We start from the raw sequence: 6,000 nt of genomic DNA on the forward strand, positions 1-6,000 counted from the left end.
AAATTCGCGTGGGGCAAAAGATCAGCTTTGGGATGTCCTCTTCGCCTTGCGCCGGTCCATCAGCGTGAGGATCTGCGGAAGGATCAGGGTCGAACACAGGAAGCAGAACAGGACCCCCAGGGTCATGACCAGACCTAGACTGGCCAGCCCCCGATATTCGCCCGTCATCATGGTGGAAAATCCGATGATGGTCGTGGCAGCGGACAAAAACAAAGCCTTGCCGGTGCTCGAGGAGGACAAGGCCACCCGCCCTTCCTCATCATGGCGATCCACCACATAGACGCCAAAAGCCACGCCGATGCCGATGACCAGCGGGAGCGTGATGATGTTGGCCGGGTTGAAGGGAATATCAAACCAGCCCATGAATCCAAAGGTGTAAAGGATGCCCAATCCGAGCGGCAGCAGGGTCAGACCCAGTTTGAACAGACTGCGGAAGTGCAGGAACACCAACAACACGATGGCAATAAAGGCCAGCCCTCCGGCCTGGATGTAACTGTCTCTGAGCAGGTTGATGTATTGGAAATTCTGCACCGGTGTGCCGGTCGCCCGCTCACTAACTTTTCGAATATCCTCAACGAAACGGCGGTTGGGCTCCTCCTCCCAGACATTTTCCTTGGGATCCACCTCGATCAGCACTTTCCCCGAGGGGGAAAGATAGCGTTCGCGAACTTGGAAAGGCAGGTCATCCAGGGTGATGACATCGCCGAATTTCTGGCTGCGGAGGAAGGCGATTTCTTCGCCCAAGTTGCCGAATGTGGCCGCTTGGTAACGTCTGAGACGTTCGTTGACTTCATCTTGGCTGAGTTTGTCGAAATTGGCCACCGCCCGCTCCAGAGGAGGAATCATGCGGTCGAAAACTTCGATGGCCTTTTCGACCAGGCTGCCCTTGCCGGCGAATTTGGCGGCGGTCTTGTACTTGGCGGCCTGGATGCGCCCCTCCCTGGCCATTTCGAGAAGCTGGCGGATATGGGCGCGGGCCTTGGCCACATCGATCTCATTGGAAAAATCCGGGTTGTATTCCAGGGTGGCGACGATTTTTCCGATGTCGCGCAGCAGGGGAAGTTTGGCTTCCTGGTCCGGGGGAAGGGCTTGGTCGAGGCTGCGCACATTGCGCACGGTGGGCAGTTCCTTGAGTTTGGCCGTTTTCACCCGCGCATCGGCCAGATCATCGGCCACAATGACCCCGAATATCACCGTGGCGGCAGGGGAATTGACCAGCTTCAAGGTGTATTGCACAGAATCCATTTTTGGATTCTGGAGGTTGAGCAGGTTGTAGTCGTAGCGGATACGGCCCATGCCAACTATGGCCACCACCACCAACACGGCGGCCATTGCCAGTGCCAGCCCGGGGCGGGCAAATAGCTTCTCATCCAAGCGCGAGCGGAAACCCGGCGTCGGGGTCGGACGGGCTGCAAAAACCTCCTCGCGGTGCCGGTCACGCAGCACAAACAAGGCGGGCAGGAGAATGATGTAGGCCACCACAGCTGCGACCATTCCCATCCCGGCGATGATGCCGAGTTCGGCCAGACCGATGAAGTCATTGAAACACATGGTGAAAAAGGCTATGGCCGTGGTACTGCCACCGGTGAGCACGGCCAATCCGGTGTTTTCCAGCGTCCTGCGAACCGCATGGTGCACCCCGGTTTTATGGGCCAATTCCTCCTCATAACGCCCGAGGATCTGCACACCGAAATCAATGCCCAATCCCATGATCATGATGACACAGGCCTGGGAGATGACATTCAGATGCCCGACGAAAACGACTGTCAACCCCATGGTCCAGGCAATGACCACGATCAAGACCATCATGGCCAGGGCCGGGCGAGCCAATTCGCGGTAGGCAAAGAAGAAAAGCACGGCGATCAAAACGAGGGTGAGGATCGAGGCGACGGCGGAATCGTGCGTGCTCTGGCGCATTTCATCGTCCAGCAAAACCGGCTCCCCGGTCAGGCCAATATCCACCCCGGGATGGCGCAGCCGCAGACCTTCCAGGTCCTTGCGCAAACGGCCGATGCTATCCCCGTAAGGCGAGAATGAGTTGCGGTCGCCCTCCGTTGGCGTCAGGAGAACCAGGATCATTTTGCCTTCATCAAAACTGAGGTAACTGTTGAGGGCCAACTGCCGGCGCATTTCCGCCAAGTCCTGGCGCTTGGCCCCGGTTTGTTGAGCCTCGGTCGTACTACGGTTTTCCAGCACATCGGCCAGCTTGTCCAAGCGCGCCACGAACTCATTGATCTCCGATTCAAAATCCTTCCAGTTGGCCTCTTTGCGCAACCGGGTTTCATCGAAGCCCGCGATGGCTTCCTCCAACATGGTGTTGAGGTTGAGCCTGTTTCCCCTGCGCTTGAGCACGTCGCGCAGGGTGAGCAGGTCCTTCTGGATTCCTGCCAGCTCCTCGGGAGTCTGGAAGTTGAGCAACTTGTCCTGCAGCCTGCTGAAGTCGTGCCGGTAGTAGACCCGGTCGAAATCCCCCGTGCGTTGCTGCAGAATGGCACCGATGTCATCGGCGGCGGCGGCGTTCTTGGCGAAGTCGTCGGAGGTGATGATGACCACCATTTCCTCGCGGACGGAGAATTCCTTCTTGTAGTCGAGGTAGAATTTATGGACGGGTGAATCGGCGCGGATGAGGTCGTTGATGTTGTTGATGACGCCGAGGTGGAAAGCCGCGGCGTAGGAGGCCGCGACGAAAAGGATGGCGGACACCGTCACCACGGCACGGGGATGGTGGTAGACCATATCCGCGGTGCGCAGAAGGACGCGTTGCAAGAAATGACGGAATCGGACCATGGTCAGCGGGGGAATGTAGCAAGCTGCCCCCAACTGACAACTCCGACTTATGGGGGGATTATTGACCCTTGCCCGGGGTCCCGGTCGTGGTAAATTAGAATGGTCATAGGATTGGGGGCGATTTGGATTCGACTCTTGGTTTCTGTGGCGTGTGGCAAGTCGAGGACTGGACCTGTTGGCCTCGTTAAATCCCCGGGTATCCAAACATTAATTGCTAACGAAGAGTTGGCTCTCGCGGCCTAAAGTGCCGTGACGTTCCGCCCCTGACCCCGGCTGGGGGGACCGGAACGCCATCAGCCGGGTCACTGGACAGGTGGGACACCGACCTGTCCGGGGGAATCAACGCGGTGACTAAGGCCGTCCGGCTCGGGGCTGGGCAACGGGCGGCTCGAAAATCCAACAGCTCCTAAACTTGTAGAGGCACGTCGTAGCCGCCTTGAGGACGCGGGTTCGATCCCCGCCGCCTCCAGCCTTCGCTGAGGGTTTACCCGAAACCGAAGGCTGCCGCGACGTAGGCTTGGCGAAGTCGGGCTCTCGCCCCGCTATTTCTTTTCCAGCAAATAACGGCTGGCTTCTTGGACGTCCTTGTCCCCGCGGCCAGAAAGGTTGATCAACACGATTTCATCCGGGGCCATCTTGGGCGCTTGTTTGATGGCTTCGGCCACGGCATGGGCTGACTCGAGGGCGGGAATAATGCCCTCGATCGAGGCGAGCGTCTGGAATGCACCCAAGGCTTCGGTGTCGGTGGCGTAGGTGTAGGCCACCCGCCCCGAATCCTTGAGGTAGCAATGCTCCGGCCCGACAGCGGCGTAATCCAATCCGGCGGAAATGGAATGGGTCAGTTCGATCTGGCCGTCCGCATTCTGCAGGATGTAGGCCTTGGCCCCCTGCAACACCCCAAGCGTCCCTCCTTGGAAACGGGCGGCATGCTTCCCGGGTTCGATCCCCTCGCCTCCGGCCTCGACCCCGGTCATGCGCACGTTCTTGTCCTCCAGGAAGGCATGGAACAGGCCGATGGCGTTGCTCCCGCCTCCCACACAGGCCACCAGGAGATCGGGCAGTTTCTCCTCGCGCTCCAGAATCTGCCTGCGGGCTTCTTCCCCGATGATGCGGTGAAAATTACGCACAATCATCGGATAGGGATGGGAACCATATGCGGTGCCGAGGATGTAATGTGTTCCGCGGACATGGGTCACCCAGTCGCGCATGGCTTCATTGACCGCCTCCTTGAGGGTACGTTGCCCAGCCGTGACCGGGACCACCTGGGCCCCCAGGAAACGCATGCGGGCGACATTGAGCGATTGGCGGACCATGTCCACCTCGCCCATGTATATGACACATTCGAGCCCGAACCGGGCGGCCACAGTGGCGGTGGCCACCCCATGCTGGCCAGCTCCGGTTTCGGCGATGACTCGTTTTTTGCCCATTCGCACCGCCAGCAGCGCCTGGCCGAGGGCGTTGTTGATCTTGTGCGCTCCGGTGTGGAGCAGGTCCTCGCGCTTGAGATAGATCCTCGCACCTCCCAGGTGCCGGGTCAGGCGCTCGGCAAAGTAGAGCGGCGTCGGGCGTCCGGTGAAATCCCGCTGGAGATTCTTCAGTTCGCGGTCAAATTCCGGATCGGCCATGGCCTCATGGTAGGCTTTTTCCAGTTCTTCCAGCGGATGGACGAGAGTTTCGGGCACATACTTCCCGCCGTAGGGACCGAAATAACCGGAAGCGTCGGGTAGGCTCACTTGAAGTGTTGGCGGCATAAGCGGATGAAGGTGGCGAGGGTGTCTGGATTTTTGCGGCCGGGCCGCACCTCGACCCCGCTGCAAACATCGACCCCCCAAGGTTGCACAAGTTTGAGGGCCTGCTCAACATTATCCGCCCGGAGGCCGCCGGAAAGGAGGACGGGGCGTTTGTTGGAACGGATAAAATCCACCGCCAGATTCCAGTCGAAGGCCTCGCCCGTGCCCCCATGGCGCACACTCGCTTTGTCGAGCAGGAAGGCTTCAACGTCGTAGCTCGATGCTTCTTCAGCCACCCCGGGCCGGGGTAGTCCGAAAGCCTTGATCAGTCGGCGGGGCCGGAAAGTGCGCGCCAGACTGGGACTCTCCGAGCCGTGCAACTGCCAGTAGTCGAAGGTCCCGTAGGATTCGATTTCGCGGATGCGCGCCTCCGTCCAGTCGACCCCGACTGCCACCCGGGCCACACCGGCGGGCACGGCCTGCAAAAGATTCCCGGCATCGGAGGGAGCCACATAGCGCGGGCTGTGCGGATGGAAAATGATCCCGATGGCATCGGCTCCGGCATCCACGGCGATGCGAATGTCGTCGCGATGCGTCATGCCGCAGATTTTGATCCGGAACACGTCCATGAACGGAAGTCTGTCAGCCGGCTTGTCCTTCCGCGGGCGGACAAGCGTGATGCGCTACCTTTTGACCTTGGGGTTGAACTTGGGCTCTTCTTTTTTGCCGCCCAGCAGGCCGCCCAGCAGGCCTTTGCCACCCTTGGAGTTGACGTTGTCCGCCTTGATCGGTTCGCGGATGAGCCCGGAACGGACCCCGAGGTGGCCCGGGATGATGCGGTTTTCGATGATGGTCTGGTTGGCATGGCGCAAGCGGCGACAAAGCAAGCGGCTGATACCTAACAAAAGATAAGCGCCTCCCACGGGCACGGCCTCGAAGTACTGCTGCAGCGCTTCGACATCCATGCTCCAAAGAATGGCCCGTTCGCGCACCACGACGGTGGCTGACGCCTCACCCGGTTCCAAGATGGCCACTTCACCGATACTGTCGCCCGTCGAGATCTCCCCGACTTTGGTGTCCTTGCCTTGGTGGGAAACCAGGACATCCAGGGCGCCATGGACAACAATGTAGAGGCGGTCGTTGGGCTGGTCTTGGGTGATGATCACTTCACCCTCTCCGTACTCGCCAAAGGCACCATAAAACTTGAGCGCCTCCAGATCAGAGTAGCCGATGTATTGCAAAATACCCGTCTGAGTCAAGTCAGCGATGATTTCCGGTTCACCCATGTGCTTATATGTTAATGGATTACAAATACCTTGGTCAACTGAAAGCTTGCTCGGAAAACTAGAGCATTTCCGGATCATATAGACACATAATGTGCATGAGTGAAGTAGTTGATACATTCTTGTGGAGTGAACAGTGACAAGCAGTCTGCGACCGCCCGCATGAGTTCTTCGTAGGTTCTTGCACAAGCCCGGCGTAA

At 59.1% G+C, this 6,000-nt stretch carries 4 protein-coding genes and 1 other RNA gene; 1 reads left to right on the plus strand and 4 read right to left on the minus strand.

Translation table 11 applies throughout. The features are described from left to right. Positions 1-21 precede the first annotated feature (21 nt). Positions 22-2,787 (minus strand): MMPL family transporter, encoded by a 2,766-nt coding sequence (locus tag SFU85_00210; protein ID MDX6765192.1) that lies wholly within the window; start codon positions 2,785-2,787, stop codon positions 22-24. Between the two features lie 113 nt (positions 2,788-2,900). Between SFU85_00210 and ssrA the strand changes: the two genes are divergently transcribed. Further along, positions 2,901-3,259: a transfer-messenger RNA gene (gene ssrA / locus SFU85_00215) on the plus strand. A gap of 70 nt (positions 3,260-3,329) precedes the next feature. Here the strand turns inward: ssrA and trpB are convergent. The 3 genes from trpB to SFU85_00230 all read right to left on the minus strand — a co-directional run bounded on the left by trpB (position 3,330) and on the right by SFU85_00230 (position 5,803). Continuing rightward, complete coding sequence (gene trpB, locus SFU85_00220; GenBank protein MDX6765193.1) at positions 3,330-4,538, minus strand: tryptophan synthase subunit beta; 1,209 nt, start codon at positions 4,536-4,538, stop codon at positions 3,330-3,332. Continuing rightward, positions 4,517-5,116: a phosphoribosylanthranilate isomerase gene (locus tag SFU85_00225; GenBank protein MDX6765194.1), complete on the minus strand. Its 600-nt coding sequence runs from the start codon at positions 5,114-5,116 to the stop codon at positions 4,517-4,519. The genes trpB and SFU85_00225 overlap by 22 nt, the downstream gene beginning before the upstream one ends. An 84-nt stretch (positions 5,117-5,200) precedes the next feature. Then, on the minus strand, positions 5,201-5,803 hold the full coding sequence (locus tag SFU85_00230) for a cyclic nucleotide-binding domain-containing protein (protein MDX6765195.1): 603 nt from the start codon (positions 5,801-5,803) through the stop codon (positions 5,201-5,203). Between the last annotated feature and the right edge of the window lie 197 nt (positions 5,804-6,000).

The sequence above is a fragment of the Candidatus Methylacidiphilales bacterium genome, assembly GCA_033875315.1.
Classification (GTDB): Bacteria; Verrucomicrobiota; Verrucomicrobiia; order Methylacidiphilales; family CAZTYG01; genus JANRJG01.

Bases quoted from the DNA above. Each gene is read 5' to 3' on its own strand.
- SFU85_00210 (MDX6765192.1), bottom strand. From the start codon at position 2,787: ATGGTCCGATTCCGTCATTTCTTGCAACGCGTCCTTCTGCGCACCGCG.
- trpB (MDX6765193.1), bottom strand. From the start codon at position 4,538: ATGCCGCCAACACTTCAAGTGAGCCTACCCGACGCTTCCGGTTATTTC.
- SFU85_00225 (MDX6765194.1), bottom strand. From the start codon at position 5,116: ATGACGCATCGCGACGACATTCGCATCGCCGTGGATGCCGGAGCCGAT.
- SFU85_00230 (MDX6765195.1), bottom strand. From the start codon at position 5,803: ATGGGTGAACCGGAAATCATCGCTGACTTGACTCAGACGGGTATTTTG.